This window comes from Embleya sp. NPDC020886 (assembly GCF_044333915.1).
GTDB lineage: Bacteria > Actinomycetota > Actinomycetes > Streptomycetales > Streptomycetaceae > Embleya.
In genome coordinates this window covers 183,003-209,822 of sequence record NZ_JBIRRX010000002.1, presented here as the reverse complement: position 1 = coordinate 209,822, position 26,820 = coordinate 183,003, and the positions used below count along the sequence as shown (strand labels likewise).

Genomic DNA, 26,820 nt, shown 5'->3' with positions numbered 1-26,820 from the left:
CGTGGTCGCCGATTCCGGAGGCGGATGTGGTGCGTGACGGTGGGAGATTCGACGTCGTCGTGGTCGGGGGCGGCCACAACGGCCTGGTCGCGGCCGCGTATCTGGCCCGGGCGGGCCGGTCGGTGCTGGTATTGGAACGGCTGGACGAAGTGGGCGGCGCGGCGGTGTCCTGCCGGCCGTTCCCCGGGGTCGACGTGCGGTTGTCCCGGTATTCGTACCTGGTCAGCCTGTTGCCGCGGAAGATCGTGAACGACCTGGGGTTGCCCCTGGAACTGCGCCGGCGCCGGGTCGGCTCGTACACCCCGGTAGGCACCGGCGGCTTCCTGGTCGACGCCGCCGACCCCGAACGCACCCGCGCCGAACTGACCCGCTTCGCGGGCTCCCGCGAGGCCGACGCGTGGGAGCGACTCGGCGCGGACACGGCGCGACTGGCCGGCCGGGTGTTTCCCACCCTGACCGAACCGCTGCGTTCCGCAGCCGAGTTCCGCCGACTGGTGGACGACGACCGGGTGTGGGACGCGGTGTTCGCGCAGCCCCTGTCCGGCCTGATCGAGGCGGAGTTCGCCGACGACACGGTGCGCGGCGTGGTCGCGACGGACGCGCTGATCGGCACCTTCGCGCCGATGGACGACCCCGCGCTGCGGCAGAACCGCTGTTTCCTCTACCACGTCGTCGGCGGCGGAACGGGCGACTGGGACGTACCGGTGGGTGGCATGGGCGCCGTCACCTCGGCCCTTGCCGACGCGGCCCGCGCGGCGGGTGCGCACCTGCGCACCGGGGCGGCGGTCGGCTCGGTGGATCCCGACGGCGAGGTGCGGTACACGATCGGCGGCCGGGAGTACCGGGCGACGGGCGGGCACGTGCTCGCCGCCGTCGCGCCCGACACCCTGGACCGGCTCCTGGGCGCAACTCCCGACGGGCCCGCGCCGGAGGGGTCCCAGCTCAAGGTCAACATGGTCCTGGCCCGACTGCCGCGCCTGCGCGATCCGCTCGCGGAGCTGCGGCGGGCCTTCGCGGGCACGTTCCATGTCAACGAGGGCTATGCGCAGCTCGCGGCGGCGTACCGGCGGGCCGCGAACCGGGAGTTGCCGGCACTGCCACCGGGCGAGATGTACTGCCATACGCTGACCGACCCCTCCATCCTCGGTCCGCAGGCCCGGGCGGCGGGGGTGCACACGTTGACGTTGTTCGGACTGTACATGCCGGCGCGGTTGTTCGCCCAGGACAACGACGGCGTCCGGGCGAAGGCGTTGCGCGCGATGCTCGACTCCGTCGACAGCGTGCTCGCCGAGCCGATCGAGGACTGCCTGTTGCGCGACGGCGACGGCAACCCGTGTCTGGAGGTGCACACGCCGGCGGACCTGGAGCACGAACTCGGACTGCCCGCCGGGCACATCTTCCACCGCGACCTGTCCTGGCCGTACGCACGGGATACCGAGCCGCCCGGCGCGTGGGGTGTCGAGACGGCCCACGAGCGAATCCTGCTCTGCGGAGCCGGCGCGCGCCGCGGCGGCGGGGTGAGCGGCATCCCCGGCCACAACGCGGCCATGTCCCTCCTCCACCGCCGATCCCCCTGAGCCCACCCACGACGGGGCCACGGCAGTCGGCGGCACCCGGCAAGCGGGAGGCGCAGGGGCGCGGCCGGGCCGCGGCCCGGCGAGGGCGCGGCCCGGGCGGGAGGGCGTGGCCCGATGGCGGGCAGCCGGTGGGCGGGCGATGCGGTCGGCGGGATTCGCGCCCGGCGGGTTCGTGGGCCCGATCGCCGATGCCCGTCAGGTGCCCGAGGCCGACGTGGGCTCGGGGGTGGGCTCGCGGCCCGGCGCCGACGGGTGCCCTGCGGGCGGGGGCTCACTCGTGGTCGGTCCGGGCAGCACGCCCGTGGTGGGCCCGGGGCCGGGGAGTGCGGAGCGGCGGACGACCGTGACCGCAACGAGGGCGGCGACCGCCGCCGCCGTGCAGGTGAGGCCGAAGGCCGCCGTGTACCCGTACCCGCCCGCGAGTTGCCCTGCGGCCACGGCTGCCGCGCCCTGGCCGATGATCAGTCCGTTGCCGAGCAGCGTCATCGCCTCGGCCATCCGCTCGATCGGCGCGACGCGTTCGGCGAGACCGAAGATCGCGATCAGGTGCGGGGCGATGGCCAGGCCGAGCACGGCCACGGTGCCCGCGGTCCCCCACAGGCCGCCGCCCAGGAGCAGCGGCAGCACGAACAGCGCCTGCGCGGCGATGGCCACGCGCAACGTCCGGACCAGGTCCGTGCCCGCCGAGCGGCCGACGATCACCAGGCCCGCCGCCGTGCTGGTCACCGCCATGCCACCCCAGATCAGGCCCGCGAGCCCGGTGTTGCCCTCGGCCGCGGCGAGTGCGTTCGGCCCGGCGTTGGCCGAGCCCAGGATCAGCCCCTGGAAGGTCGCCATCGCGAACAGCGCGAGCAGTGCGGGTGAGACCAGCGTGGGCCCACCCCCGGAGCGCGCCGTGGGCACGCCGCGCGGCGCCGTCGGATGCAGCGCGAAGAGTACGCCGAACACCGCGATCAACACCGCCGCCAGGAGCAGGCCCGCGACCGGATGCACGGTGACGACGAGGAGGCCGGCCGGCGCCGGGCCGACCATGAAGCTCACCTCGTCCACCGTGGTGTCGAACGAGAGTGCACGACCGACCAATTCCGCGTCGCCGGGCCGATGCCGGCCCAACGAGATCCAACGGGTCCGGGACAGCGGCCCGATCTGAGGCACCGTCAGTCCGGCGAGGCCGGCGATCGCCACCTGCACCGGCAGCGGCGTCTCGGCGAGTACCGCCGCGACGAGCAGCGCGAGCAACACGGCGTTGCCGAGCGCGGCGACCGGCAGCACCGGGCGATGCCCGAGGCGATCGGCGAGCCGACCGATGCCCGGCCCGCCCACGGCCTCACCGGGCCCACAACATCCCGGCCACGAGCCCGGCGTCGCCGATCCCACTCAGCGAGGTGACCATGAGCAGCGTGCCGGTCGGACACAGCGCGGCCGGCAACCGGGCCAGAAACGACACGACCGCCGGCCTCGGCGGAACGAGGGTGAACACCGCACGGAAACCCACAACACCGGACATGGGACGCCTCCATCCGCACGCCGACCCACCCGTATCCCCGGCGCGCACCGATGCCCGTGCCCGGGACCGTATCCCAACCGCCCAACCCTTGAACAGAGTGTTGAAGCCAAGACACGCGCCTCGGGTCGTGGAACGGCACACCGTCGACCGAGGCGGGCAGTACGCGCCCTTTCGGGCGGAAGTACGTGCGCGCCCGACCGTCGGCCGCTCGCTCGGGGGCGAGAGGGAGACGATCGGGCGCAGTCGGTGCGGTCGGGATTGGTTCGGACCGGGTGGTGCATGGTGCGTGGGGTCAGACGCCCGCGATCGATTGGATCCAGGAGCGGTAGGCGGTCACGTTCGTGTACGCGGTGGTGGTCTGACGGTCGCTGGTGGAGGCGACGCCGACCTGGACACCGTTCGCCAGCATCGGACCGCCCGAGTCGCCGCCGGCGGTGATCCCGTTACCGCGCTGGGCACAGATCGCGGAACCGTTGTACGCGTCGCGGCAACCGCCGGTCACGGTCACGTTCGCGACCTTGAGGAACTGCGACTGGCAGTTGATCTCCTGGCCGCACCGCGACGTCGCGCCCCATCCGTAGACCTGGACGCTCTGCCCCACCGTCACCGAACCGGGCTGGCCCAACCGGGAGTAGGTGGCCGAGACCGAACGATCCAGCCGGACCAGGGCGAGGTCCGACGACGGACTGGTGTAGGTCTGGGCGCCGTTGGCGACGGTGCCGCCCGAGGTCTGGTCGAGGCTGCCGATGCGGAACGTCAACTGCCCGCCGCTGACGCAGTGTTTCGCGGTGAGGATCCAGGTGGGCGCGATGATGGTCGAGGTACAGGTCTGCCGGCCGGCGGAGAACAGGCGGGCCGCCCAGGGGGCGTTCTGCGCGTAACCGCCGCCGATGATCGGCTGGGGACCCACGGCCGCCGGACTCCCGTCCGAGACCGCGGCGTTCGCGGGGGCGGCGGTGGCGGAGGCCGTGGCACCGAGGGTGAGCACCATGAGCAATGCGGCCAAGACAGCGGGGACGATCCTGGTTGTTCGCAATGTTCCTCGTTTCCGAAGACACGCGGTATCTCGCGTGTGGTGTCCAGGAGGTACCAGGATCCCCAAGGCCGCCGGCCGCGGGTAATAGCAATCTTCCATCCCCCCGGCGCTATGCCCACACCCGAAACCGGTCCCGGCCGAGCTCACGAACGAAAGGCCCACCCGGCCGTCTACCGCACGCCGACGCCGACGAACGGGACCCTTTCGACCGCCACTCGGTACCGATCCACGCTCGACTGCCGGCTGAACTCACCTGCCGGCGCGCGGAGTTCGGGTCATCTTCACGCGTGTGACGCCGAGCAGGCCGGCCAGGGGCACGTTGGCCGTGGTCTGCTGCGGGCTCACCGTGAGGCCCTGGGCGCGGATGCGTTCGAGGAGGTGTTCGGCCAGCGGCATGATCAGGTGTCGGCCGCGGCAACGGTCCGAGGCATGGCCGAAGGGGAAGTATCCCGGGTGCTCGTCGGCGTCCGCGTCGACCCAGCGTTCCGGGCGGAAATCGTCCGGGTCGACCCACAGTTCGGGGTCGCGGTGGCTGAGCAGCGGGAGCAGCAGCACATCGTCGTCCGGGCCGATCCGGGAGTCCAGGGCGGGGAACTCCGGGGACGCCACCCGCAGGATGTTCCACGACGGGGGCAACAGGCGCAGGGACTCCAGCACGATGTGCCGGTTCGACGCGTCGGCGTCGAACGGCGAGCCGAGCCAGAGCGCGTTGGCGACCAGCGCGGACACGCCCAGGCACACCGGGGCCGCGACCCGTCGATACAGGCCCAACGCGTAGTGCCGCTGCTCCGGATCGGCGGCCGCCGCGGCGGTCAGCGCCGCGAGTTGCGACATCGGCGCGTCCGGGTCGGGCGCGCCGGGCAGTGCGGCGCTCGTTCGGACCGCCGCGCGAGCCAGTACGGGCACCGCCTCCAGTCGGCGATCCGTGAGCACGCGCAGCCGCCACGGATCGGGACGGAAAAGTAGATCACGAAGATAGGCGTGGCCCGCGTGCGGCCAGTTTCCGGAAAGATCCACGGAATCCACAACCGGCCCCTGCAAAGCGTCCCGGACGTCCCGCGAGAGCGCCTGCATCACCTCGGCCGCCTCCGCGCGGGCAATTGATCTTCCCTGCAGCGGTTTGAAAGTCGGCCGCTCGAATTCATGCGCCGATCTGCTCCCGAGCAGTTTCTCGATCAAGTCCGGGTCGGCGACTCCGACGGTGTCGGCGTCCACCCGAAAGAACTTCACACCGCGATGTTCCCGGAGGACTTCCTCGATCTTCGGCGAAAAGATCGTGACCCGGGCGCGCCCGGCCGTATCGGAGGGTCCGGAACGACTCGCACGACTCATCGCTGCTCCACGGGGGCGAGAGTCCCGCGCCCGGTGCCGCCGACGAACGGCGGCACCGGACGCGGGCCCGGACGGCGAACCGACGCATCGTCGGGTCGAGGTGGCGCTACCGCAGGAGTTCCGATCGTGCGGCGGGAGCGGGCACGACCCGCGTCGGTTCGATGATCGGCCGGTTCTCCGCCGGTATCGATCAGCTATACCAGATGTACCAGGTGGCGGACTTGATGGACTTCTCGGTCCTGAACCTCTTGGAGAAAGAGTTGACGATCTTGGTCACGACAACCTCCAGGTGACTGTGAACCGGCCGAGCCCTGCGTGACTCGGGCGGTCGGTGCGATAAAACATCGCTACAGAATCCGACTTTCCGATTCTCGTCGCCTGGAAAGTGAATCGCCGCACCCAAAGGCGCGTCAATGTGACGTGGATCACAGATCAAAAACGCCTATAACAAGCCGCTCATATCCGGCCGACGCTTATCCAAGCAAACTCTCACGAGATTCACACAAACAACGGAAAACATTTGTTTGTCGATCTTGCCCGGCACCCCGCGCCCGCCTCGACCTCGGGTCGGGGGTCGTGAACCTTTCCGGGGCGCGTGCCGACTTACCCGGCACATACGGTGCGACGGAGGGGGGCGGTGGTCGGGGACGGAAGCGAACTGTTGGTGGTGCGCTGCCAACTCGGGGAGCGGGAGGCGTTCACCGAATCGGTGGAGGCATGGCACGGGCCGCTGTGGCGGTATCTGCGCGGCACGGTCGACTCGGCGGCGATCACCGACGACCTCGCCCAGGAGACCTCGGTTCGGCCGTCGACCCCAACACCCCGTTCGTCGTGCGCCGGCGGGCGGGGTTCCCGGCGCGGTGGGCCGGGTTCCGGACGGTGGTCGCCTCGATCAGGGCCTCCAGTTCGGCGTCGGCCCACGGGCGGTGGTCGACCAGTGCGGCCCGGTGTCGCCCGGTGGCGATGTCCCGGAGGATGTCCTCGGCGGTCACGCCGGGGCCGAGCAGACGCGTGGTCGCGGGCGCGTGCCCGGTCCAGGCCCAGCGCAGCGACGCGCCCATGCTGTAGACCTCGGCGGCTTCGGTGAGGGGGACGGCGGCGTCGGGCTTTCCGTCCAGGAGTGCGCGGGCGATCTCGGGCGCGGTCGACTGGTCCATGCCGCCTCGATAGGGGTGCGGCAGCGGCAGGTCGCGATGGTGGGCGAGGTCGTGGTCGATGAACTCGACCGCGTTGCCCGGGGTGATCAGGATGTTGGCGGGTTGGATGTCGCCGTGCCGCCAACCGGCCGCGTGCAGTGCGGCGAGTCGGGTGAAGGCCCGATGGGCGATCCGGCGCAGGCTCGCCCGGGTGCCGGGGGTGCCGGTACGGCGGGCCGCGACGCACCAGTCCCACAGCGTGGTGCCCGGTCGCCAGCCGATCGCGATCCACGCACCGTCGCCGACCCGTGCGCTCGCGGCCCCCGCCGGATGCAGGCCCAGTTCGTGCAGCAGCGCGACGACGCGGGCCTCGTGCAGCAGCGCCGCGACGCCGGCGGGGTCGGCCGCGGTTCTGATCTTCCAGTGCCGGGTGCGCCAGGCGGCGGTGTGGTCCAAGGTCAGCGGGCGGGGGGCCTCGGCGATGCCCAGGCCGTCCAGGGCTGCGGCGAGCAGCGGATCCATCGTCACCTCCTCGTGGTCCGCGCGGACCGGCGGCGGGGCCGTCGGACGGCGCGGAACGCCGCCGGGCGGTGGTGCGGTTGCGCCCGGCGGCGGCCCATGCGACGTGCGGACGTCAGTCGTCCTTCTTCCACCGACCGGCTTCCTGGGTCCCGGTGTACTCGCCGATCGCGTCGTGGCCGTCCGCGTGGATCAGCGGTGTGCCGTCGGCCGTGACGTTGAGGCCGAGGGCGGCGTCGAAGTGGTGCTCGGGCAGCGGGGAGTGGGCTGCTCGGGCCGGGTCGGGAGAGGGGGCCCTGCGGGTGAGGATCAACGGTCGGACCATGGGATTCCTCCTGTCCGTTCGATGCGGGCGCCGCGGCGGGGACATGCCGTACCTCCGAGTGAACCCCGCGTCGCCGCGCCTGAACAGCCCCTACCGACGCCCGAATCGCGAAAACCTCCACCGCCGCGCCGGCCCGGTCGCCGGCCCGGCGAACCGGCCGTGGGGTTGCGCGATACGGAGGGGACGGGTGGGATCGACCGGTGGTCGCGTGCGCCGGCGGCGGACCCGGGCGGGGTCGGTACGCTGCCGTCATGTCGTCCCCGCCGGAGCCGGTCCTGCCGCCGTGGATCGAAGGGGATGTGTGCGGCTACTGCCCGTCGCTCCGGTTCGGTCCGGGCGAGTTCGACGTGGCCGCGCGGCCGGACCGGGCCTGGCCGTGGAAACCGGGCGAAGGGCGCCGAGTCGACGCGGAGTCCGGCGTCGGGGTGTGCGTGCATCCGGACAAGGTCCGGTTGCCGATCGGCCGCTGGGGCTCCGAAGGCCGACTCCCCGACCTGACCGCGTGGCGGGCCCCCGAACCCGCCCCGCCGGCCGCACCCGATCCGACCGCCCTCGCCCCGGCCGAGCCGTCGCAGGGCGCGCGGGTACGGCGCCTGCTCCACGACTCACGCCCCAGGATGCCGAAGTCGCGCCTCGCCGAGCGGCGTCCGCCGGCACGGCCCGCCGCAGCGATATCGGACCTGGTGTTGCCGGACGTCCCATCCGACCCCAGCCGGCTCGCGCACTGGGCACGGGACGTGCTGGACGCGGCGGAACCGGACCGGTTCGCCGACGTCCTGGCGGCGGTCGAACACGCGGCCACCGAGGTACACCCACCCGAAACGGTGATCGTCGCCCTGCGCGACGCGATGTCGTAGCCCGCCGCGAGGTGTGCCGCAGGCGAGCGGGCCGGGGCGCCTCGCCTGGCCTCAACCCCCCGTCGCCGTCGGCCGGTTCAGCCGACTCGGCGCAGGGCTCGGCCCATGTGCAGGAATTCGGCCTGCTTGCCCGCGCCGAGGAAGACGTACGACGGGTGTCGGCCGCCCTGGGGTTCGGCGGCGATCAGGGTCCGCGCGTCCAGCGGCACGACACGGCTGGTGACCGCCTCGTCGCCGACCAGTTCGGCGATCGGCCCGATGCAGCGCGTGGTGAAGGTCAGACCGTCCTCGGTGTCGGCGACGTCGATCTGCGCGGACGCCGACGCATAGCGGCCGACCACGTAGTCGGCGTCGATCGCCACCGGTTCGGCGGGCGGCGTGGGCAGTTCCCGGACCTCGACGCCGCCGAGGGTGGTGAGCAGTTCGCGGACCAGGTCGAAGACGCCGTACAGGGCACCGCCGTTGGTCAGCACCGCGACCGAGAACTCGCGCGAGGGCACCACGCGCAACATCGCGCCGTGACCGATCGTGCCGCCGTCGTGGCCGATGACGGGCTCGCCGGGCCAGTCGTACAGGTTCCAGCCCAGGCCCCACGACCTGCCGAGCCGGCCGTCCCCGATGATCTCGACCTGCGGTTCGCACATCGCTCGCGCGGACTCCTCCGACAACAGGCGCGTGCCGTTCGGCAGCAGCCCCCGGCGGATGTGTGCGTCGGCGAACACCAGCAGTTCCCGCGCGCTCGTCGCCAACATGCCCCCCGAGGGGCCGCCGGCGCGGGACATGTGGTGGACGGGCGCCTTGACCGGCGTGCCGTCCGGTCCGCCCAGGTGGCCGATGGCCGTGCGGTGCAGGATCGACTCGCTCGCGTCGTTGGCCACCTCGGTGATGCCGAGCGGCGTGAACACCCGTTCGCGCAGGGCCGCTTCCCAGGTGCGCCCGGTCAACACCTCGACCAGGCGGCCGAGCAGATCGAATCCGCTGTTGCAGTAGGAGAACGTCTCGCCCGGTGCGAAGAGGTGCGTGCCGGCGGTCGCCAGGCTCGCCTCCAGGCGCGCCAACGCGTCGTGCCCGGGCCCGTGGTCGTCGTACAGCTCGCCCTCGAAGCCTCCGGTGTGACACAGCAGGTGACGTACCGTCACCCGAGCGGCCGCGTCCTCGTCGACGAGCCGGAAGTCGGGGAGGTAGGTGCGGATCGGCACATCCAGGTCGATCAGGCCCTCGTCCACGAGCTGCATCACCAGGGTCGTGGTCCACACCTTGGTGATCGAGCCGACCTGGAACAGCGAGTCGGTCGTCGCGGGGTAGCCGGTCTCGACGTCGAGCACGCCCACCGCCGCGGCCACGGTGCGATCGCCCACCCGAACCGCGATGCTCGCGCCGGGTATGCCCGCCTTCTCGGCCAGCTCGGCCAGCCGGGCCCCGAGGTATTCGGGCGTCGGCAGGGACGCGGTCGTCCGCGACAGATCCGGGCGACCGGACGACGGTGTGGCGGCCGGGGGCGTGGCGGATCGTGCCATGGGCGAGCACCTCCTGGATGGGCGGCGGGAGCGCCGCGGTGAGCGCTCACGGTAGGCAGCGCGCGCAAACCCCGGCTCGTCGCCGACGACGAAGAACCGACAGCGAACCTGTGCGAATCGCCAACGCCGAAACGGGGTGATCCGGGTGATGCTCGGCGGGGCGTCCCGCGCCCCCGCGAACCGGCCGAGCAGGGCAACGAACGGGAGAACCCGATGGACGTATACATCTCGATCGACATGGAAGGCATCGCGGGCATCGCCACCATCGACCAGATCGTGCGCGGGGGCGGCGGCTATCGCAACGCACAGGAGATGATGACCGGCGAGGCGAACGCGGCCATCGAGGGAGCGTTCGCGGCGGGTGCGGAGCATGTCCTGATCAACGACAGTCACGGCACGATGGACAACCTGCTCGCGCGCGACCTGGACCCGCGGGCCCGGGTGATCCAGGGCAGCCCCAAGGCCCAGTGCATGGCGAGCGGCCTCGGCACGAACCACGGGGTGGCGCTGTTCATCGGCTACCACGCGGCGGCCGGCGCACCGGGCGTGCTCGCGCACACCTTCTCGTCCGACTTCGGCGCGGTGCGACTGAACAACCGACCCGTGACCGAGGCCGAGGTCAACGGCCTGCTCGCGGCCCAGCACGGCGTGCCGATCGGCCTGGTGACCGGCGACAACGAGGTCTGTGCGGCAACGGCCGCAGCGTTCCCGGGCGTGCTCACCGTCCCGGTCAAGACCGCCGAGGGCGTGCACGCGGCGAACAGCGTGCATCCGTCCACCGCCCAGGACCTGATCCGGGCCGGCGCGGCGGCGGCCGTGGAGAAGGCGGCGACCGTGGAGCCGTTGGAGCTGCCGGAGAAGTTCGTCTTCGAGGTCGGCTTCCAGATCCCGCTGGCCGCCGAGCTCGCCGCGGCCACGCCGGGCGCCGAGCGGGTGGACCAGCTCACCGTCCGCTGCGAGGCGCCCGACCCGAACGGCGTGATCGACCTGGTCACCATCTGGGCCACCATCGCCGCCCACTCCGCCCGCTCCCGACTGCCGATGCTGGCCGTCCGCTAGGCCCTGTCCGGCCCCGGGGAGCTCATCCCACGGGTGTCCGGGTACCCGGGACGCCGAGCAGCGCGAGTCGTTCGGCGTCCCGGGTGCGGGGTCGGCTGTGTAGACCGGAATGCGCAGGTCGCGGTCCGGCGTCGGTTCGCCCATCTGCGGATGGTCGACGGTCTTGCGCGCTGCCTCCGGCCGGGCCACTGCCCGCGGAGTCCCACAGCTCGGCGAACCGGACACTGTTCGCGCACAGTTCGGTGACCAGCCGACGGTCGGCCGGGTACCGATTCGCCGCAGCCCGCAACCGGGCGACCCGGGTGCGCTCCAAGTCGCGCTCGGCCTGTGCGGTTTGCCGGAAGCGACTGCCGGAGCCGAGTAATCGCCGCCACGTCGCGGGGCAGGCGCGGGTGGTCAGTCCGTGCGCGGGTGCCCGCGTCCGGGAAGTCGGGAGGTGCCCGTGACGGACATGACCAGCGAGTACAGCGTGGTGTTGGCGGCGAGGAACATGCGGTTGAGCTTGGGGCCGCCGAAGGTGATGTTGGCGACCGGTTCGGGGGTGCGGATGCGGCCGATGAGGGTGCCGTCGGGGTCGTAGCAGTGCACGCCGTCGGCCATCGCGGCGACCCACAGGCGGCCCCCGTCGTCGAAGCGGATGTTGTCGAACCGGCCTTCGCCCGGCCGACATTCGACGAAGACGGCGCCCTCGGACAGGGTCCCGTCCGCGCGCACGTCGAAGACCCGGACGTGGTTGGCCCGGGTGTCCGAGACGTAGAGCCGCTGCTCGTCCGGGGACAACACCAGCCCGTTCGGCCCGGCGAACCCGTCGGCCACCAGGCGCACTTCGGCGCTCTCCGGGTCGATGCGATAGACGTTGGTCGCTCCGATCTCGCTCTTCGCGCGGTACCCCTCGTAGTCGCTGGTGATGCCGAAGTCGGGGTCGGAGAAGTAGATCGAGCCGTCCGAGTGCACGACGGCGTCGTTGGGACTGTTCAGCCGCTTGCCACCGAAGCGATCGGCCAACACCGTTACGGAGCCGTCGTGTTCGGTGCGGGTGACCCGGCGGTTGCCCTGTTCGCAGGTGACCAGGCGGCCCTGCCCGTCGAGGGTGTTGCCGTTGGGATGCCCGGCCGGCGAGCGGAAGACGCCGACGACGCCGGTGCTCTCGTCCCAGCGCAACATGCGGTCGTTGGGGATGTCGCTCCAGATCAGGAAGCGGCCCGCCGGGAAGTAGAGCGGTCCCTCCGACCAACGACCGCCGGCGTGCAGGGTCTCCAGCCGATCGTCGCCGAAGACGCAGCGCTGCGTCCGGAAACGTTCGTCGATCACGTCGTAGATCGGGATGCGGGTGTCGGACATCGTCTCGCAACTCCTTGCAGTCACCGAACAGCATCTTGGTTCTCTGCATGAATACAGAATATGATTCGGTGACGTCAAGGCCCGATGCAACTCGCGCAAGGTGGCTCGCTACCATCGAGCCGCCGCGATCGGCACGCTCGGCGCGACTACGGAGGAGCAGGGCACACCCCATGGACGACATCGATCGGGACCTGCTCGCCCTGCTCCAGCACGACGCCGGGCGCACCTACGCCGAACTCGGCCGGGAGGTGGGACTGTCCGCCGGCGCCGCACACGAACGGGTGCGCAAGCTGCGGGCGAGCGGCGTCATCCGCCGTACCGCCGTCGACGTGGACCCGGCGGCGGTGGGCCTGGACGTACTGGCCTTCGTCACCGTCGACTCGGTGGCCTGGATGGGCGACTCCGGGCCGGCCTTCGCCGCCGTCGCCGAGATCCAGGAGGCGCATGTGATCGCCGGAACGGCCTCGGTGCTGCTCAAGGTCCGCACCGCCTCGACCGAGGCGATGCAGGACGTGCTGCGCCGCATCCACGCGATCGACGGGGTGAGCAGCACCCAGGCGACCATCGTGCTGGAAACCTTCTTCGAACGCACCGTCCCCACCGGCGGCACGACCGACTGAACCGGCCGCCGGCGACCGGCCGCGGCGGCCCGGCGCCGGTGTGTCGTCGCCGTTCGCGACGATGCCGTGCCCCACCGCGTACGCCCGGCGCACAGTGCGGTCACCGACGAAATCCCGGACCCGGCACGGTCCTTCCCGGAGACCGCTCCGAGCACGCCCGGCAGCGACACGTTTGGTCGAGCGTCCGGTCCGGGCGCCCTCCTCGCCCCCGCGCCTCGGTCGCACATCCGTGCGCTCTGCCGGGTCCGGACACACGCCAGAAGCATGAGCGGACACTCCCGCAGGCGACCTCGCCCGCACCGCCAGGAGGCACCGCGATGACCACGAAAGCCACCGGAGGAGACCCCTCCTCGCCCCGGTCGAAACCCGACTCCGCCGGCATCCCCCACCAGGTCGGCAGCGATCGACCGACCGGTCCGACCGCCGCCGAACAGCGCGCGACCGACCCGACCGCCGCCGAACCCGCGGACCAGGAACCGCGGTTCGCGCCACCCGGACGCGACACCGAGGAGGCGCTGACCAGGATCACCACCCGGGCGATGGCGGCCCGCCTGCCCCGACTGATCAGGCGCGCGATGCGCCTGGCCTGGCGGGCCGATCCGGGCGCGCTGGTCGCGCTGCTGGTGTGCCAGGTCCTCGCCGGACTCCTGGAGGCCGGCGGCCTGCTCGCGACGACGGGCACGATCACCGCCCTGATCTCCGCCGGCGACGTGGCCGACCGCCTGCGCGAGGCGCTGCCCTCGATCGTCCTGCTCGCCTCGGCGGTCGGCCTGCGTGCCGTACTGGGCATCGCCGTCGTCGGCCTGTCCGCGCGGGTCACCCCTCGCCTGGCCCGCGAATCCGAATGGCTGCTCCTCCAGGCCGCCTCCCGCGCCGAGTTGGCCGCCTACAACCATCCCGGCTACCAGGACCGGTGGGACGCGGCGGATCGCGGTCTACAGTCGATGCGCGGCCTGATGCCGCAGTCCCAGGACGTGCTCGCCGCCTGCGCGTCCCTGATCGCCGCCGCGTCCGTGCTCACCATCCTGCATCCGGTACTGCTCCCGTTGCTCCTGCTCGGCGCGCTCCCGCGCGGAGTCGCCGCGGTACGCGGGGCCAGGGTCGAGTACCTGACCACCCTGCGCACCCAGGACGAGCGCCGGCTGCTCAACATGCTGCGCTGGCACATCTCCGACCAACGCTGGGCCGACCAGGTGCGCGCCTGCACGATGGCGCCGTACCTGCTGAACCGATACTCGATCGCCGCCGAGCGCGTGCAACGCGTCACCCAGGCCGGTGCCTGGACCACCGCGAAGATCGGTCTGGTCGGCGCCGCCATGGGCGGCCTGGCCGCGAGCCTGGTCTGGGCCACCCTGGCCTACCTGCTCTCCAGCGGCCGGATGTCGGTGGCCGCCGCCGGCACCGCCGTCATCGCGCTGCGCACCGTCGGCACCGCACTGGGCGGCCTGGTGATCTCGGGCAGCCGGCTGTACAGCGTCGGCCTCTACCTCGACGACTGGGCCCGCTTCCTCGACGAAGCCGGCGGCCACGGCATGAAGCGGGGCACCCTCGCCCCAAAGTCGCCGGTCGTCGTACGCGCGGAGAACGTCACCTACCACTATCCGGGCAAGGCGACCGCCGCCGTGGCCGGCGTCGACCTGGAGGTGCGCAGGGGCCGGATCCTGGCCCTGGTCGGCGAGAACGGCTCCGGCAAGTCCACCCTCTCCCGGCTCCTGTGCGGCCTCTACCTGTCGCACGAGGGCCGGGTGAGCTGGGACGGGACCGACGTCGCGGAGCTGGACCCGCACGCCGCCTGGGCCCATCTCGGCTACGTGCCCCAGGAGATCGCCCGTTGGCCGCTGTCCGCCCGGCTGAACATCAACCTCGGGCAACCTCGCGCCGACGACGCCGACGCGCTCGATCGGGCGGCGGCGGCCTCCGGGGCGGACGACGTCATCGCCGGCCTCCCGCGCGGCCTCGCCACGTTGCTGGCCCGGGAGTGGTGGGGCGGCATCGACCCGTCCGTGGGGCAGTGGCAGCGCTTCGGCATCGCCCGCGCCCTGTACGCGGAACCGGGCCTGATCTGTCTGGACGAACCCACTTCCGCCCTCGACCCCCGAGCCGAACATCGCATCTTCGCCGGGCTGCGCGACATCGCCCGGGGCAGCGCCGTGGTCCTGGTCACCCACCGCCTGGCCAACGTGGCGGTGGCCGACGAGATCGTGGTGATGGAGTCGGGCCGGGTGGTGCAGCGCGGCACGTTCGAGGAACTCCTCGCCGATGCCGACGGGTTGTTCGCCGAGCTGTGGCGCCTGCAACAGGACCGCGGCACCGATGTGGACCCGCAACCGTGAACGAACCAGGCCACCCGTCGCCGCCCACCCCCTCCACCCCTCCACCCGCTCCGCAGGCGGACCGGCACCGGGGCGGGGGCCGGGGCCGGGGCCGGGGCCGGGGCCGGCAACACGCAACCCCTGCCCGACGACGACGAGGAAGGCCCGTTGTGGAGATCGGAACGAAGGTCGAGGCGGTCCGGGACCTCGGCGGGACGCTCGCCCAGTCGATTCCCGCGGGTGCCCGGGGTGTGGTCGTCGGCCGTCGGTTCGACGGACGCCTCGACGTGGCCTTCACTCTTCCGGGCCTGCTGGGCGGTACCCGCTCGGTCGAGGTATCGGTGACCGACTCCGACGTGGCCACCCTCTGAACCCACCCGTCGATCGCCGGTCGGCACCGCGCCCCGCCCCGTGAGCGGCGCCGACCGGCCGAGCCGGGTCAGTGCGATTCGGCCAGGTCCTCCGCCGATCGCCGCACGGCCGCCGCCTCGTCGACGCGGCCGGCCTCCTCGTAGCGGTCGGCCAGTGCCTTCGCCACCTCGATCAGCGTGTCCGGTTCGACGTGGCCCAGTTCCAGGGCGGTCCCCAGGGCGCGGACCGTCGACTCCAATACGTCCACCAGCGCCGCCGGATCCCGACCGCCGGCCACCGCCGACGTGTAGGCCGCGTAGCCGAGAACGCCGAATCGCACGTGCGCGGCCCCGTTCCCGGGCTCGTCCACGCATAGCCGTCTCAGCACCTCGACGGCGGCACTCAGGCAGCGGAAGGCCATCGTGTGCCTGCCGAACGCGGTGAAGGCCGCGGCGCAGTCCTCGAAGGCGGTCGCGGTGGCGAACGCGTCCAGGACCGGCCAGTCGTCGCTGAGCAACTCGCATGCGGTGGACGCGCGGACCAGGGCGCGGCGCTCCTTGCCCTCGGCGGCCAGTTCGCGGGCCCGGCGGGCGAGGGCGCGGCCTCCGTTCCTGGGGCCGAGGTCGGCCGATCGTCGACCAAAGAGCATGGACATCCTCCGGTTCGTGCAGTGCGCGGGTCGACTCCGCACGGAGCCCACGAGGTTCCGACGCGCCGAACCCGCCGCCCGTTCCCCACCCGGCCGACCCGCCCCCGTCGGCCGCGCCCCGCCCGACCGGGCGAACCCGCCTGTCGGATCGCCGAGTTCACGGCGGACACCCACGCGTGTACGGGCCTCGGCGGGCCCGCGTCACCAAGAATTCATGCCGTGCGGGGTCCCGGAGGACCCGGCGGCTCGGGCACGCTGGGCGCGCCGATCCGCGTCCGGGTCCGGGCCGGATGCCGCCACCACCCTCGGGAGGCCCCGTCATGACCACCGCGACCGCACTGCGCCGTGCCGCAACCACCATATGCATAGCCGGACTTGCCCTCGCCGCGAGCGCCGCCGCGACCATCCCCGCGCAGGCCGCGCTGCCCACGCCGATATCCGCGGCGACCGCCCGCTCCCACCTGGCCGGCATGACCGCGACCGCCGAGACGCACGGCGACAGCTACGACCGCGACCTGTTCCCGACCTGGATCACCATCTCCGGGACCTGCGACACCCGCGAATGGATCCTCAAGCGCGACGGTAGCGGCGTGACCACCAACAGCGCGTGTACCGCGACCTCCGGTACCTGGACCAGCGCCTACGACAACGTGGTCACCACCAACCCGTCGACGTTCGACATCGACCACGTGGTACCGCTGTCCGAAGCCTGGGCGTCCGGCGCGTGGGCCTGGACCACGACCCGACGGCGCGCCTTCGCCAACGACGTGACCGCCCCGCAACTCATCGCCGTCTCGGCCTCGTCCAACCGCTCGAAGGGCGACAAGGACCCCGCCGAGTGGCTCCCGCAGACGTCCTACCGCTGCACCTACGCCCGAGCCTGGGTCCAGGTCAAGCACGACTACGCGCTCACCGTCGACGCCGGCGAGAAGAGCGCCCTCACCACCATCCTGAATGCCTGCTGACCCGACCCACCACGGGCCGTCACCCCGGCCGACGGCCCACCCGGCACGCCTTTGCCCCGGTCAGAAGCCGTACACCGTCCGGGCCGTGCCGCCGAAGACGCGGTCACGCTCGGCCGTCGACAGGTCGGCGCAGGTGCGTGCGGCGAGCGAGAACACCTCGTCGTAGGACGCGGCGAGGGTGCAGACCGGCCAGTCCGAGCCGAACATCGTGCGTTGCGGACCGAAGGTCTCCAACGCGTGGCGCGCGTACGGAAGAACCTCGGCGACCGTCCATTCCCGCCAGTCGGCTTCGGTGACGACACCGGACAGTTTGACCGTGACATTGGGCAGCGCGGCGATGTCGCGGATCGCCGCGGCCCACGGCTCCCGGTCGCCGGTGCCGATCTCGGGCTTGCCGATGTGGTCGAGCACGAAGGACAGTTCCGGATGCGCCCGGGCCACCCGGACCGCGGCGGCCAGTTGCGGCGGCTTGACCAGGAGGTCGTACACCAGGCCCGCGCGGGTCAGCTCGGCCAGCGCGCGGGCCACGTCCGGGCGCAGCAGCCAGTCCGGGTCGGGCTCGTCCTGTACCAGGTGCCGGATCCCGACCAGGTGCTCCCCGCCCGGACCGGCACGCAGCGCGGCGATCGAATCGGCGGCGTCCCGGGCGGTCAGGTCCACCCAGCCGACCACCGCCGCGACCGGTGTGCCCGGATCGGCCGCGATCGCCAGCAGCTCGGCGCTCTCCGCGGTGTCGGCCACCGCCTGGACGGCGATGGTGGCCACCTGCCCGCGGTGCCCGACCGCCGCCGCGAGTTCGCCCGGCCCGAACCGACCGCGCAGCGGGTCCGCCCAGGCGCCGTCCATCCACCCGTACTCGCGCTCCGCCGTGTCCCACAGGTGATGATGCGCGTCCACAAGCGCCGAAACGGTCACGCCTGGATCTCCTGTACCTGAGAGATAGTCATCGGATCATTGGGTTGCCTAGAGTGCGAGTCGCCGAAGAAACGGCAACAACCCTCAAGAATTGACCCGATCACTGAAGCGCGGTGGCCGACCCACTGTCAAGGCTCGGCACCACCCCCATCACCCATCACCCATCCAGGAGTTCATCCCATGCGCGTAGCCCTGCACACCCGACTCGCCCCAGGCCGCGAGGAAGAGTACGAACAGGCTCACCGCGAGGTGCCGGCCGAATTGACCGCCGCCATCCGAGCGGCCGGTGTGCACGAGTGGAACATCTGGCGCAGCGGCCTGGACCTGTTCCACGTGCTCGACTGCGACGACTACGGCGCCCTGCTCGACTCCCTCGCCGACCTGCCGGTCAACATCCGATGGCAGGCCCGCATGGGCGAGTTGACCCAGGTATCGCACGACTACTCGGCCGACGGCAAGGAGGCGACCCTGCCGCTGATCTGGAGTCTGTGATCTCCGTACGGACGGCAACGCACCGGAGACAAAGAGCCGATGTATGCGTTGCCGTCCGTACTGAAACAACAACTCGCCCCACGGCCCCAAATCACCTATTTCGCCACCAATACCGCACCAAGGAGCCGCATCGGAGCCGAGATTGCTCGCGAAACGGGACCCGAGGTATCGAGTCGGCCGCAGCACTCCGTAACCCTTGTGCGGCCAGAGATCGGATGTATAAGCTCCAGCTCGGCACGGGATCGCCTGGAGGGTGACCCAAACCCTCACATCCCTCCACGGCCGCCCCGAAAGGTGCCCCCGCGCGGCTCGATCACGGGGTCGATCCGAGCCGCGAGTCGACCGACAACTTACGGAGAACCATGAAGAGCTCAGGGATACGACGGCTCGCCGGCACGGTGGCGGGTGTCGCGGCGTTCGCGTTGGTGGCCTCGGCTTGCGGCAACGACGGTGCGTCCTCCTCGACCGACGGCAAGGTCACCCTCAAGTACTCGACGTGGTTCCCGACCGACGCGACGCTCCGCAAGACGATCGCCGCGTTCGAGACCGCGAACCCGAACATCAAGGTCGACCTCCAGCTCAGCACCAACTCCGACTACCAGAAGAAGCTTCCGCTGGCCCTGAACAGCGGTCAGAAGCTCGACCTGGTCGGCGTGCAGACCTCGGCGATGGCCGAGCAGTTGCACGCCAAGCTGACCCCGATCGCCGACCTGGGCATCGGCGACGACGTGCTGAATCGACTCGCGCCCAAGGCCCTCGACCAGAGCCGCAAGCTGGTCAAGGACGGCAAGCTCTACTTCATCCCGATGGGCCGACTCGGCTCGGCCGCCATGTTCTACAACAAGGACCTGCTCGACCGGGCCGGCGTGACCACCGTGCCCAAGACGATGGCCGAGCTCAAGGACGCGGTCACCAAGGTCAAGGCGACCGCGCCGGACAGCATCCCGGTCGTGATGGCCGGCGACTCGTGGTTCCAGGACGAGGTCGCGCTCACCGTGGCCGGGCAGACCACACCCACGCTGTTCAACGACATCCGCTACGGCAAGGGTCGCTGGGACAACGAGGCGTACGTCGGTGCCCTGCGCGACTACGCGGGCCTGTACAAGGACGGCACGCTCAGCAAGGACACCCTGGACCTGACCGGCACGCGCGCCACCGAGCTGTTCGCGTCCGGCAAGTCGGCCTTCTACCTGGGCGGTACCTGGGATGCGGGCATGCTCTCCCCGGGCTACCGCAGCGCCAACAAGATCGACATCAAGGACGTCGGCGCCGCCGCCCTGCCCGTGGTGAACCCGACCGCGACCCCCTCCCTGCGCGGCTTCATCGAGACCGGCCTGGCCGTCCCGAAGAACTCCAAGCACCCCAAGGAGGCGGCCGAGTTGCTCAAGTTCCTGACCGTCGGCGACGGCGTCTCCGTGTGGGGCGCGGACCTGGGGCTGTTCCCGAGCAAGAAGGACTTCGCCCTCGCTCCGGACATCCTGTCCACCGAGACCGCGAAGGCCGGGTACACCGCGCTGCAACAACTCGTGGACTCCTCCGTCGGCGAGCGCAACAACATGAGCGACTTCACCGTGGTCGCCGGCGACACCGTCAAAAAGGTCATCCAGGGCTCCGACCCCTCCTCCGAGGCGAAGAAGCTCCAGGAGGAGTTCACCAGCGGTCGCTACAGCAAGTAGGCGCCGACCGGCACGGCCGCCCGCATGCCCGCGGGTGGCCTCGACCCCACCTTCGGCAGGCAAGCTGCCCGCACCGCCCCCGATCGGCAAGGACGCCCATCATGACCACCACCGCCCCGGGCCCGGCCGGCACCGCGTCAGCCGGGGCCGGGCCGGCGGCCCCCCGCCGCCTGCCCGGCCTGCGCCGCGCAGGCAAAGCCGGTCGCGCACGCAAAGCCAAGAGGATCGACGGCCCGCAGCAGCGGGGCATGATGCGCACGGCGCTGCTGTTCCTGCTCCCGCTCCTCGCCTTCTATCTGGTGTTCTACGTCTTCGGCTTCGTGTTCCTGGCCCGCACCAGCCTCCAGCGCACCGATCTGTCCTTCATGGACCCGGAGTCGGTCGGCCTGGAGAACTACCGGCTGCTGTTCACCGACGACCGCTTCATCCGGGCGCTGCTGAACAACGTCGTGTTCGCCGCCGCCGCCGTCGCCGGCGCCCTGACCCTCGGCTTCTTCCTGGCCGTCGTGCTGAGCACCGGCATCCGCGGGCGCAAGGTCTTCTACGCGGTCTTCCTGGTGCCCTCGCTGATGCCCGTGGCGCTGATCGCCTCGGTGTTCGGCGGCATGATGGAAAGCCGCTACGGCACCCTCAACGAGACGTTGCGCAGCGCCCACCTGGACTTCCTGGCCGGCCACTGGCTGACCGAACCCGGCCTGGCCTACGCCGTGGTCATCGGCATCTTCGTCTACCTGGTCGGCCTGCCGATCATGTACTACACCGCCGACCTGAGCGCGCTGAACACCTCGCTCCTGGAGGCGGCCGTCCTGGACGGCGCGTCGTTCCCGCAGTTGTTGCGCACGATGTTGTTCCCGCTGATGCGCACCACCCACAAGACGGTGGTGATCTCGATCCTGCTGATGTCCTTCCGCGCCTTCGAGATCGTCTTCTTCTCGACCAAGGGCGGACCGGCCGGCGGCACCGAGATCTCCGGCACGTACGTGTACAACTACGCGACCTCGCCCGGTCCCCGAGTCGGCTACGCGTCGGCCGCCGCCGTGGTCGTCCTGCTGCTCGCGCTCCTGCTGTCCGCGATCCAGCTCCGTTTCAGCAAGAAGTCCGAGGAGTAGACCGTGGCCGAGACCAGCGACGCCATGCGCGTACTCACCGGTCGCAAGCGCGACCGCCGGATCCTCCAGGGCATGCTGCTGCTGATGGGCGCGATCTGGCTCTTCCCGATCTACGCGGCGATCAAGCGGTCGCTCGAGGGCGGCGGCACGGGCAACTACACCGCGCTGTTCACCGATCCGGTCGGCGACGTCACGATCTACGACACCTACCTGAACTCCTTCATCATCGCCGCGTTGCACGCCGCCATCGTGGTCGGCGTCGGCGCGCTCGCCGGATACGCCTTCTCCAAACTGCACTTCCGCGGCAAGGAGGCGCTGTACTACGGCATCGTGTTGTGCCTGGCCGTCCCGGGCACCGCGATCCTGGTGCCGCTGTACTACACGATCCGCGAGGCGGGTCTGTTCGACAACTACCTCGGCGTGGCGCTGCCCGAGGCCGCGCTGACCCTGCCGTTCGCGGTGCTGCTGCTGCGCAACTTCGGCGACAACATCCCCGATTCGCTGATCGAGGCGGCCCGGATGGACCGGGCCGGGCACTGGCAGGTGTTCCGTACGGTGTATCTGCCGCTGTGCCGGCCCGCGCTGGTCAACCTCTCCATCCTGTGCGTGATGTGGTCGCTCCAGGACTTCCTGTTCCCGAGCCTGCTGTTCACCGACGAGAAGTACACGACCGCCGCGAAGGCGGTGCAGTCCTTCCAGCAGTACCTGGCCACCAGCCCGTCGGACATCGGCAAGTACAACGCCTCGCTGGTGCTGCTCGCCGTGCCCGCGCTGCTGCTCGTCGTCTTCGGTCTGCGCTTCATCACCGCGGGCCTGACCAGCGGCGGGGTCAAGGAATGACCGCGCCCGCCTCGACCGCCCACCACCCCTTCTGCACGTTGGAGCACTCATGGCCCAGGTGATGTTGGACCAGGTGTCCAAGACCTACCCGAACGGGCACGTCGCGGTGCACGGCATGGATCTGGACATCGCCGACGGCGAGTTCCTGGTCCTGGTCGGCCCCTCGGGCTGCGGCAAGTCCACCCTGCTGCGGATGATCGCGGGCCTGGAATCGATCACCGGCGGCGAGTTGCGGATCGGCGAGCGGGTCGTCAACGACGTGCACCCGGGCGACCGCGACATCGCGATGGTGTTCCAGAACTACGCGCTCTACCCGCACTACACGGTGGCCCGCAACATCGCCTACCCGCTGCGCCTGGCCAAGCGGCCCAAGGACGAGATCGACCGGCGGGTGCGCGAGGTCGCGGCGATGCTGGAACTGACCGACTACCTCGACCGCAAGCCCGGCCAACTCTCCGGCGGCCAGCGCCAGCGGGTCGCGATGGGCCGGGCGATCATCCGCGACGCCGCACTGTTCCTGATGGACGAGCCGCTGTCGAACCTGGACGCCAAACTGCGCGTGCAGATGCGCGGCGAGATCGCCCGCCTACAGCGCCGGGTCGGCACCACGATGGTCTACGTGACGCACGATCAGGTCGAGGCGATGACCATGGGCCACCGGGTCGCGGTGCTCAGGGAGGGCCGACTCCAGCAGATCGGCACGCCCGACGAGATCTACCGCGCCCCCGCGAACACCTTCGTCGCGTCGTTCATGGGCACGCCGCCGATGAACCTGGTCGACGCGCACCTGCGCGGTACACGGACCGGCGCGAAGGCCGGTGCCGGGACCGGCGCCGAGGTGGCCCTCGGCGGCGTGGGCGTGCCGCTGCCCGAGAGCGTCCGGGGCCACGCCGATGGACCGGTCACCGTGGGCGTGCGGCCCGAGCACCTGCTCGACGCGTCGATCCTCGGCGACACCGCGACCCACGTGCGGATCCCGGCGATCGTCGAGTACGTCGAGGCCCTGGGCGCCGAGAAGAACGTCTATGTGACGCTCGGTTCGGCGCGCGGCGACGCGGCCTCGGCCGGTCCGCCGATCGCCTGCCGCTTCCCGGCGGAGAGCACCGTGTCGGCCGACGCGAAGGTCGAACTGGCCCTGGACCCCGCACGGATCCACCTGTTCGACGCCGCGTCCGGGGTTGCCCTGCGCTGACCGCGCCGCCCCACCCCGAACCCGCGACTGCCCGGCCGTACACCCGTACCGCCGGGCAGTCGTGTACGGCGCCGCCGCCTGGCCGCGGCGGCGCCGATCCATCAGCACCCTCCCGGCGACAAGCAAGGAGTCTTGACCGATGTTGAGACGATGGTGCACCATCCTGGCGACCACCGCGGCCATGTGCGCGCCGCTGGTGGTCGTCGCGCCCACCGCCCAGGCGGCGAGCGCCCCACGACCGGCCGAATCGGCGCCGGCCGCCGCACCGGGCGCCGTTCCGCAGGCGGGACAGGTCCCGCTGCCGGTCGACCAGAAGGCGGTCAAGGACAACGTCACGACCCTGATGGGCACGGCCGCCGAGCGCACACCCTCGATGTCCGTGTTCGCCCCCGACACCAGGAAGAACTTCTGGGTCGAGAACTTCAAGACCTCCGATGACTACCTCGCGTGGACGGTCACCGTGCCCAAGGGTGACGTGTACCGGATCACCGGGATGCTCAACGCGGCCCCGGGGCAGACGTTCCGGGTCGGCGTGCGGGGTTCGGCCGCGGCGACCGGCTTCGTGCAGCCGGGCGGCGGCTGGGCGCGCGTGGACGCGGGCAAGCTCACCCTGCCGTCCGGCACGTCCACGATCGTGCTCGACCGCACCGGGACGCTCGCCGGCGACGCGCAGGTCAAGTCGCTCGAACTGGTCCGGGAGAAGGACCGCCCGGCGCGCGAGGCGCGGATCGCCGCCGCGCGGGCGAACACCTCCGACTTCGCGTCGGCGGGCTACGGCCTGATGTTCCAGTACGGCTCGTGGGGCTTCCCGGAGAACGGCGGGCCGGCCAAGTCGCTCGACCGCCAGGCCGCCGACTTCGACGTGCCGGCCTTCGTCAAGATGGTCAAGGGCACCGGCGCGGCCTACGTGATCTGGTCGTACAGCTGGTGGGGTTACCACGTCGACGGCCCCAACGCGGCGATCGACAAGATCGTCGGCAACGGCGACCTGACCGCCCGGCGCGACCTGATCGGCGAGATCGCCGACGCACTGCACGCCGAGGGCCTGGGCTTCACGCTCTACTACCACCTGGGCACCGAGGACGCCGCCTGGTGGCCCACGCAGAAGTTCCCGGACACCTTCTACACCACCGGCACCGGCGACCGCAGCACGCTGCTGACCAATTGGAAGCAGGTCGTCGCGGACATCGGCAACCGCTACGGCACCAGGCTCGACGGCTTCTTCTTCGACGACGGCCTGATCTACTACCCGGCCCCCTTCGAGGAGTTGGAGAAGATCGCGCGCACCGGCAACCCCCGGCGCATGGTCTCCTGGAACTCGTGGATCCTGCCGCGTTACACCGACTTCCAGGACACCTACTTCGCCGAAGAGGTGCACGGCGAAGCGGTCGACGGCAGCGCACCGGTCGGCGGCAACGGCATCTTCCGGTCCGGACCGCAAAAGGGCCTGCTCCAGCACGCGATGTTCCGGATGGAGGACGACTGGGGCATCCACCTGCGCGGCCAGAAGATCGGTGGCCCGAACTTCTCCGCCAAGCAGGCCGTGGACTGGGCGCTCGACGCCGCCTCGCGCAAGGTCCCGCTCAGCTTCAACCTGATGATGTACGAGGACGGCAAGGTCTCCGAGCAGTCGTTGTCGATCCTCAACGAGGTGCGCCAGGCCCTGCGCGGCAACGCCGAACGCATCGACCCCGAGCCGGTGAACCAGGACGACGCCGGCTTCGCGTGGGACGGCGCGTGGCAACACACGAGCAACACGTGGAGCGGTGATCTCGGCGACGACGTGCAGGCGTCGACCGCGAACGGCAGTTCGGTCACCTACACGTTCACCGGCACGGCCGCCGACGTGCTGGGCCCGCGCAACCTGCTGGGCGGCAAGTACGACGTCTACCTCGACGGCGCGCTCGTCCAGCGGCTGGACGGCTTCTCGTGGTGGCCCAAGCCGCAGTCCGTGTTGTACGCGGCGCGCCACCTCGCACCGGGCACGCACACGATCAAGCTGGTCAAGGTGTCCGGCGTGCGGCTCACCATCGACGGCGCCCGGATGGTCGAGGGCCCGGCGGCGCTCAACGACACCGATTCGGCCGTCGCCTACCAGGGCGCCTGGACCCACTCCGGCAATCGCGGCGCCGGCGACCACGGCGACGACGTCACCTGGAGCTCGACGAACGGCGACTCGGTCACGATCACCTTCACCGGCAGCGCCGTCGACGTACTGGCCCCGATGGGCGACGGCTACGCAACCGCCGACGTCACCCTGGACGGCGTCGCGGTCGGCACCACCACCACCGACAACGGCGGCTCCTACGCGGCCCGCCAGAAGGTCTATTCGGCCCGATTCCCCACCTCGGGCCCGCACACCGTGACCCTCACCAAGACCGGCGGCAGCTACCTCCAGTTCGACGCGGCCTACGTCACCAAGTAGCCCCACACGCGAGACGACGACACAACAGCCGTACGGCACACCGAAAAGGGCCCGTTTCCCCGGTGGGGAAACGGGCCCGTCGGCTCGCCCTGCCCCAGTGCGGGGCGAGTCGGTTCTCAGCCGGCGGCGGCGAGTTCGGCCCACAGGGCCGCCGGGACGTGCCACTCGCCCATCTCGGCCGCGTCGGTTGCCTCGGCCGGGGTGCGGGCGCCGACCAGGACGGTGGCGACCGCGGGGTGGGCGGCGGCGAAGCCGATCGCGGCGGCCCGGAGCGGGACGTCGTATCCGGCGCAGATCTCCTTCAGCCGCAGGGCCCGCGCGAGCAGGTCGGCATCGGCCGGTGCGTAGTCGAAGTGCGCGCCCGGGCGTGGGTCGGCGAGCAACCCGCTGTTGTACACGCCGCCCGCCAGCACCGAGACGCCGCGCTCGGCGCAGTGGTCGAGCAACGCCGCGCCGCCGCGATCGAGCAGGGTGTATCGGCCGGCGAGCAGCACGCAGTCCACATCGGTTTCGGCGACGAAACGATCGAGCATCGCGGACTGGTTCATCCCGACCCCGATCGCACCCACGACGCCCTGCTCGCGCAGTGCCACCAGCGCGGGTACCGCCTCGTGCGCGGCCTGTTCCCAGTGTTCGTCGGGGTCGTGCACAAGCGCGATGTCGATCCGGTCCAACCCCAGGCGTTCCAGGCTGGCTTCGAGGCTGCGCCGCACACCGTCCGTGGAGTAGTCGCGCACGCGTCGCCGGCGCGGCGTGTCGACGAACCCGTCCGCGGCGGTGGGCGCGCCCGGGTCGTCGACGAGCAGCCGGCCGACCTTGGTCGAGATCGTGTAGGCGTCGCGCGGACGCCCGCGCAGCGCGGCCCCGAGCCGGGTCTCGGCCAGGCCCACCCCGTAGTGCGGCGCGACGTCGAAGCAGCGGATCCCGGCGGCCCACGCCGCCTCGACGGTCGCGTGCGCCAGGGCGTCGCTCGTCGCGGTGTACAGGTTGCCGAACGCCGCCGCCCCGAGCCCGATCGAGCCGGCGACCACGTGCGTTGTGCCGATGCGGTTGGTGTCCACGAACGAT

At 71.4% G+C, this 26,820-nt stretch carries 24 protein-coding genes; 13 read left to right on the top strand and 11 right to left on the bottom strand.

Going from position 1 to position 26,820, the window contains the following annotated elements:
• The first annotated feature begins 29 nt into the window (after nt 1–29).
• Nucleotides 30–1,577, top strand: coding sequence for a phytoene desaturase family protein (locus ACH4U8_RS07815; RefSeq protein WP_395776120.1), 1,548 nt, complete (start codon nt 30–32; stop codon nt 1,575–1,577).
• A 195-nt stretch (nt 1,578–1,772) separates the two neighbouring features.
• Here the strand turns inward: ACH4U8_RS07815 and ACH4U8_RS07810 are convergent, their stop codons facing one another.
• The 6 genes from ACH4U8_RS07810 to ACH4U8_RS07785 all read right to left on the bottom strand — a co-directional run bounded on the left by ACH4U8_RS07810 (nt 1,773) and on the right by ACH4U8_RS07785 (nt 7,432).
• On the bottom strand, nt 1,773–2,900 hold the full coding sequence (locus ACH4U8_RS07810; protein ID WP_395776119.1) for an MFS transporter: 1,128 nt from the start codon (nt 2,898–2,900) through the stop codon (nt 1,773–1,775).
• 4 nt (nt 2,901–2,904) lie between these two features.
• Entirely contained in the window at nt 2,905–3,084 is a 180-nt protein-coding gene (locus tag ACH4U8_RS07805) for a hypothetical protein (protein ID WP_395776118.1), read from the bottom strand.
• Between the two features lie 292 nt (nt 3,085–3,376).
• Nucleotides 3,377–4,120 carry a trypsin-like serine protease gene (locus ACH4U8_RS07800; protein ID WP_360311538.1) on the bottom strand — a complete coding sequence of 248 codons (744 nt, stop codon included), beginning with the start codon at nt 4,118–4,120 and terminating at the stop codon, nt 3,377–3,379.
• A 249-nt stretch (nt 4,121–4,369) separates the two neighbouring features.
• Nucleotides 4,370–5,452 (bottom strand): cytochrome P450, encoded by a 1,083-nt coding sequence (locus ACH4U8_RS07795; RefSeq protein ID WP_395776117.1) that lies wholly within the window; start codon nt 5,450–5,452, stop codon nt 4,370–4,372.
• A 770-nt stretch (nt 5,453–6,222) separates the two neighbouring features.
• On the bottom strand, nt 6,223–7,110 hold the full coding sequence (locus ACH4U8_RS07790) for a hypothetical protein (RefSeq protein WP_395776116.1): 888 nt from the start codon (nt 7,108–7,110) through the stop codon (nt 6,223–6,225).
• Nucleotides 7,111–7,222: 112 nt separating this feature from the next.
• On the bottom strand, nt 7,223–7,432 hold the full coding sequence (locus ACH4U8_RS07785; protein WP_360311544.1) for a hypothetical protein: 210 nt from the start codon (nt 7,430–7,432) through the stop codon (nt 7,223–7,225).
• 251 nt (nt 7,433–7,683) lie between these two features.
• Between ACH4U8_RS07785 and ACH4U8_RS07780 the strand changes: the two genes are divergently transcribed.
• A complete protein-coding gene (locus ACH4U8_RS07780; RefSeq protein WP_395776115.1) occupies nt 7,684–8,289 on the top strand; it encodes a hypothetical protein in 606 nt (201 codons plus the stop codon).
• Between the two features lie 77 nt (nt 8,290–8,366).
• Here the strand turns inward: ACH4U8_RS07780 and ACH4U8_RS07775 are convergent, their stop codons facing one another.
• Nucleotides 8,367–9,806, bottom strand: a complete 1,440-nt coding sequence (locus tag ACH4U8_RS07775; RefSeq protein WP_360311548.1) for a serine hydrolase domain-containing protein — start codon at nt 9,804–9,806, stop codon at nt 8,367–8,369.
• A 213-nt stretch (nt 9,807–10,019) separates the two neighbouring features.
• Between ACH4U8_RS07775 and ACH4U8_RS07770 the strand changes: the two genes are divergently transcribed.
• On the top strand, nt 10,020–10,865 hold the full coding sequence (locus ACH4U8_RS07770; RefSeq protein WP_360311550.1) for a M55 family metallopeptidase: 846 nt from the start codon (nt 10,020–10,022) through the stop codon (nt 10,863–10,865).
• Between the two features lie 396 nt (nt 10,866–11,261).
• Here the strand turns inward: ACH4U8_RS07770 and ACH4U8_RS07765 are convergent, their stop codons facing one another.
• Nucleotides 11,262–12,206: an SMP-30/gluconolactonase/LRE family protein gene (locus tag ACH4U8_RS07765; protein WP_395776114.1), complete on the bottom strand. Its 945-nt coding sequence runs from the start codon at nt 12,204–12,206 to the stop codon at nt 11,262–11,264.
• Nucleotides 12,207–12,376: 170 nt separating this feature from the next.
• Between ACH4U8_RS07765 and ACH4U8_RS07760 the strand changes: the two genes are divergently transcribed.
• From ACH4U8_RS07760 to ACH4U8_RS07750, 3 genes are all read left to right on the top strand, one after another.
• Nucleotides 12,377–12,826, top strand: a complete 450-nt coding sequence (locus ACH4U8_RS07760; protein ID WP_360311554.1) for an Lrp/AsnC family transcriptional regulator — start codon at nt 12,377–12,379, stop codon at nt 12,824–12,826.
• Nucleotides 12,827–13,143: 317 nt separating this feature from the next.
• A complete protein-coding gene (locus ACH4U8_RS07755) occupies nt 13,144–15,159 on the top strand; it encodes an ATP-binding cassette domain-containing protein (protein ID WP_379989805.1) in 2,016 nt (671 codons plus the stop codon).
• A gap of 149 nt (nt 15,160–15,308) precedes the next feature.
• Nucleotides 15,309–15,509, top strand: coding sequence for a hypothetical protein (locus tag ACH4U8_RS07750; RefSeq protein ID WP_395776113.1), 201 nt, complete (start codon nt 15,309–15,311; stop codon nt 15,507–15,509).
• A gap of 68 nt (nt 15,510–15,577) precedes the next feature.
• Here ACH4U8_RS07750 and ACH4U8_RS07745 read toward each other — a convergent pair whose 3' ends face one another.
• Complete coding sequence (locus ACH4U8_RS07745) at nt 15,578–16,138, bottom strand: hypothetical protein (RefSeq protein ID WP_395776112.1); 561 nt, start codon at nt 16,136–16,138, stop codon at nt 15,578–15,580.
• Nucleotides 16,139–16,458: 320 nt separating this feature from the next.
• On the opposite strand from ACH4U8_RS07745, the gene ACH4U8_RS07740 reads away from it, so the two are divergent.
• The gene (locus ACH4U8_RS07740) at nt 16,459–17,103 is read left to right on the top strand and encodes an HNH endonuclease family protein (RefSeq protein WP_379989807.1); all 645 of its coding nucleotides are present in this window, start codon (nt 16,459–16,461) and stop codon (nt 17,101–17,103) included.
• Between the two features lie 60 nt (nt 17,104–17,163).
• Here ACH4U8_RS07740 and ACH4U8_RS07735 read toward each other — a convergent pair whose 3' ends face one another.
• Entirely contained in the window at nt 17,164–18,018 is an 855-nt protein-coding gene (locus tag ACH4U8_RS07735; protein WP_360311562.1) for an amidohydrolase family protein, read from the bottom strand.
• 180 nt (nt 18,019–18,198) lie between these two features.
• Between ACH4U8_RS07735 and ACH4U8_RS07730 the strand changes: the two genes are divergently transcribed.
• The 6 genes from ACH4U8_RS07730 (at nt 18,199) to ACH4U8_RS07705 (ending at nt 25,752) form a co-directional block, all read left to right on the top strand.
• Entirely contained in the window at nt 18,199–18,510 is a 312-nt protein-coding gene (locus ACH4U8_RS07730; RefSeq protein ID WP_360311564.1) for an L-rhamnose mutarotase, read from the top strand.
• 362 nt (nt 18,511–18,872) lie between these two features.
• On the top strand, nt 18,873–20,186 hold the full coding sequence (locus ACH4U8_RS07725; protein WP_395776111.1) for an ABC transporter substrate-binding protein: 1,314 nt from the start codon (nt 18,873–18,875) through the stop codon (nt 20,184–20,186).
• Nucleotides 20,187–20,287: 101 nt separating this feature from the next.
• Entirely contained in the window at nt 20,288–21,295 is a 1,008-nt protein-coding gene (locus tag ACH4U8_RS07720) for a sugar ABC transporter permease (RefSeq protein WP_360311568.1), read from the top strand.
• Between the two features lie 3 nt (nt 21,296–21,298).
• Nucleotides 21,299–22,135, top strand: a complete 837-nt coding sequence (locus tag ACH4U8_RS07715; RefSeq protein WP_360311570.1) for a carbohydrate ABC transporter permease — start codon at nt 21,299–21,301, stop codon at nt 22,133–22,135.
• Nucleotides 22,136–22,184: 49 nt separating this feature from the next.
• A complete protein-coding gene (locus ACH4U8_RS07710; RefSeq protein WP_360311572.1) occupies nt 22,185–23,327 on the top strand; it encodes a sn-glycerol-3-phosphate ABC transporter ATP-binding protein UgpC in 1,143 nt (380 codons plus the stop codon).
• Nucleotides 23,328–23,466: 139 nt separating this feature from the next.
• The gene (locus ACH4U8_RS07705) at nt 23,467–25,752 is read left to right on the top strand and encodes an alpha-L-fucosidase (RefSeq protein WP_395776110.1); all 2,286 of its coding nucleotides are present in this window, start codon (nt 23,467–23,469) and stop codon (nt 25,750–25,752) included.
• A gap of 116 nt (nt 25,753–25,868) precedes the next feature.
• Here ACH4U8_RS07705 and ACH4U8_RS07700 read toward each other — a convergent pair whose 3' ends face one another.
• Nucleotides 25,869–26,813 (bottom strand): aldo/keto reductase, encoded by a 945-nt coding sequence (locus tag ACH4U8_RS07700; protein WP_395776109.1) that lies wholly within the window; start codon nt 26,811–26,813, stop codon nt 25,869–25,871.
• Between the last annotated feature and the right edge of the window lie 7 nt (nt 26,814–26,820).

Bases quoted from the DNA above. Each gene is read 5' to 3' on its own strand.
- ACH4U8_RS07755 (WP_379989805.1), top strand. From the start codon at position 13,144: ATGACCACGAAAGCCACCGGAGGAGACCCCTCCTCGCCCCGGTCGAAA.
- ACH4U8_RS07780 (WP_395776115.1), top strand. From the start codon at position 7,684: ATGTCGTCCCCGCCGGAGCCGGTCCTGCCGCCGTGGATCGAAGGGGAT.
- ACH4U8_RS07725 (WP_395776111.1), top strand. From the start codon at position 18,873: ATGAAGAGCTCAGGGATACGACGGCTCGCCGGCACGGTGGCGGGTGTC.
- ACH4U8_RS07745 (WP_395776112.1), bottom strand. From the start codon at position 16,138: ATGCTCTTTGGTCGACGATCGGCCGACCTCGGCCCCAGGAACGGAGGC.
- ACH4U8_RS07710 (WP_360311572.1), top strand. From the start codon at position 22,185: ATGGCCCAGGTGATGTTGGACCAGGTGTCCAAGACCTACCCGAACGGG.
- ACH4U8_RS07795 (WP_395776117.1), bottom strand. From the start codon at position 5,452: ATGAGTCGTGCGAGTCGTTCCGGACCCTCCGATACGGCCGGGCGCGCC.
- ACH4U8_RS07740 (WP_379989807.1), top strand. From the start codon at position 16,459: ATGACCACCGCGACCGCACTGCGCCGTGCCGCAACCACCATATGCATA.
- ACH4U8_RS07805 (WP_395776118.1), bottom strand. From the start codon at position 3,084: ATGTCCGGTGTTGTGGGTTTCCGTGCGGTGTTCACCCTCGTTCCGCCG.
- ACH4U8_RS07775 (WP_360311548.1), bottom strand. From the start codon at position 9,806: ATGGCACGATCCGCCACGCCCCCGGCCGCCACACCGTCGTCCGGTCGC.
- ACH4U8_RS07785 (WP_360311544.1), bottom strand. From the start codon at position 7,432: ATGGTCCGACCGTTGATCCTCACCCGCAGGGCCCCCTCTCCCGACCCG.
- ACH4U8_RS07765 (WP_395776114.1), bottom strand. From the start codon at position 12,206: ATGTCCGACACCCGCATCCCGATCTACGACGTGATCGACGAACGTTTC.
- ACH4U8_RS07760 (WP_360311554.1), top strand. From the start codon at position 12,377: ATGGACGACATCGATCGGGACCTGCTCGCCCTGCTCCAGCACGACGCC.
- ACH4U8_RS07720 (WP_360311568.1), top strand. From the start codon at position 20,288: ATGACCACCACCGCCCCGGGCCCGGCCGGCACCGCGTCAGCCGGGGCC.
- ACH4U8_RS07730 (WP_360311564.1), top strand. From the start codon at position 18,199: ATGCGCGTAGCCCTGCACACCCGACTCGCCCCAGGCCGCGAGGAAGAG.
- ACH4U8_RS07790 (WP_395776116.1), bottom strand. From the start codon at position 7,110: ATGGATCCGCTGCTCGCCGCAGCCCTGGACGGCCTGGGCATCGCCGAG.
- ACH4U8_RS07705 (WP_395776110.1), top strand. From the start codon at position 23,467: ATGTTGAGACGATGGTGCACCATCCTGGCGACCACCGCGGCCATGTGC.
- ACH4U8_RS07770 (WP_360311550.1), top strand. From the start codon at position 10,020: ATGGACGTATACATCTCGATCGACATGGAAGGCATCGCGGGCATCGCC.